Consider the following 1,075-nt stretch of genomic DNA (forward strand, 5'->3'; position numbering starts at 1 on the left):
CAGCGCAGCAAGTGCGCAGACCTACTGAACAGTTACCAAATTTTTTAGAATATCAGTTCTTTGATTTTTCCAAGTTCGCAGGTTTCACCGAAAATACTGTTTAATGCAATGCAGAGGTTGTATGCCAATACTTTATTAACCAAACGGGTGCATAAGCCCTGAAAGCTTTTGGCAAGTACTCTTTCTGCATTTAACTGACCGCTTAACTGTGAAAAGACAGTTTCTACCCGTCTTCTCAATTTGAAGATCAGCTGACGCACCGATTTTGGCCAGTTTTCTTTACTGTTGGAACGCTTGAGTGCAAAAAGACAGATCGTTTGTTCCTGCATTTCCTGCATGAGTTTTTCGCCAACATATCCTTTATCTGCTAAAATTGTAATATTTGAACAATTATCCACCAGATCCCGTAATCCTTCACGGTCATCTGTGGATGCCGGCGTAATCTCAAATGCAGTAATGTAACCTTCTAATGTGACCAGGGCATGCACTTTATAGCCGAAGTAAGTTTCCTTTTTAGAAGGGCACTTTCCGTAATCAGCACCCTGGCTGCGAAATGTTTTGCAGTATCGTGCACGTCCAAATTTGCAGACTGCAAGCGGAAAACTATCAATAATGCAATAAGAACTGACCGGAACCGGAAAAACAGAGAGCATCTTTTGTCTTAATAATTCGGTTGTCTGCATCAGAGCACGCCTCGTTCTGTTAAAACGACTTCTGCTGCAAAGCTTCGGAAAAAGATGTCTGTAATTCTTTTTCACGAAAGAAAACCAGGCATTTTCAGAATCAACGCCAAGCAACTCACCACAAAGACTAATGGTAATGATTTCCGAATCAGATAGTTTTGCATCTAAAACATGCCGTCGCTTGGCAACCTCAGGAAGTGCAAACTGATGATACAATTCGTCAATAATAACGTAAGTGGTTAAAATAAAGTCTTCAAAAGTTGCAATAACAGTGGTATTATTATTTTGGAACTTCAACATAATGATGCCTCCTTTCGTTGTATTGCCTACAAATAGGATAGCACATTTTGTTGAAGTTTCTTTATATTATTTTATCTAGCACAACAGGTTAA

The 1,075-nt window shown here is 39.4% G+C and carries 1 protein-coding gene; it reads right to left on the reverse strand.

All coding sequences use genetic code 11. The features are described 5' to 3' along the window. Positions 1-44 precede the first annotated feature (44 nt). A complete protein-coding gene (locus DW677_RS14195) occupies positions 45-983 on the reverse strand; it encodes an IS982 family transposase (RefSeq protein ID WP_117567652.1) in 939 nt (312 codons plus the stop codon). Positions 984-1,075: the final 92 nt, after the last annotated feature.

The organism is Clostridium sp. AM25-23AC (genome assembly GCF_003435125.1).
In the GTDB taxonomy this organism is placed as follows: Bacteria; Bacillota; Clostridia; order Lachnospirales; family Lachnospiraceae; genus Pilosibacter; species Pilosibacter fragilis.

Coding starts and splice junctions, on each gene's coding strand:
- DW677_RS14195 (WP_117567652.1), bottom strand. CDS start 983: ATGTTGAAGTTCCAAAATAATAATACCACTGTTATTGCAACTTTTGAA.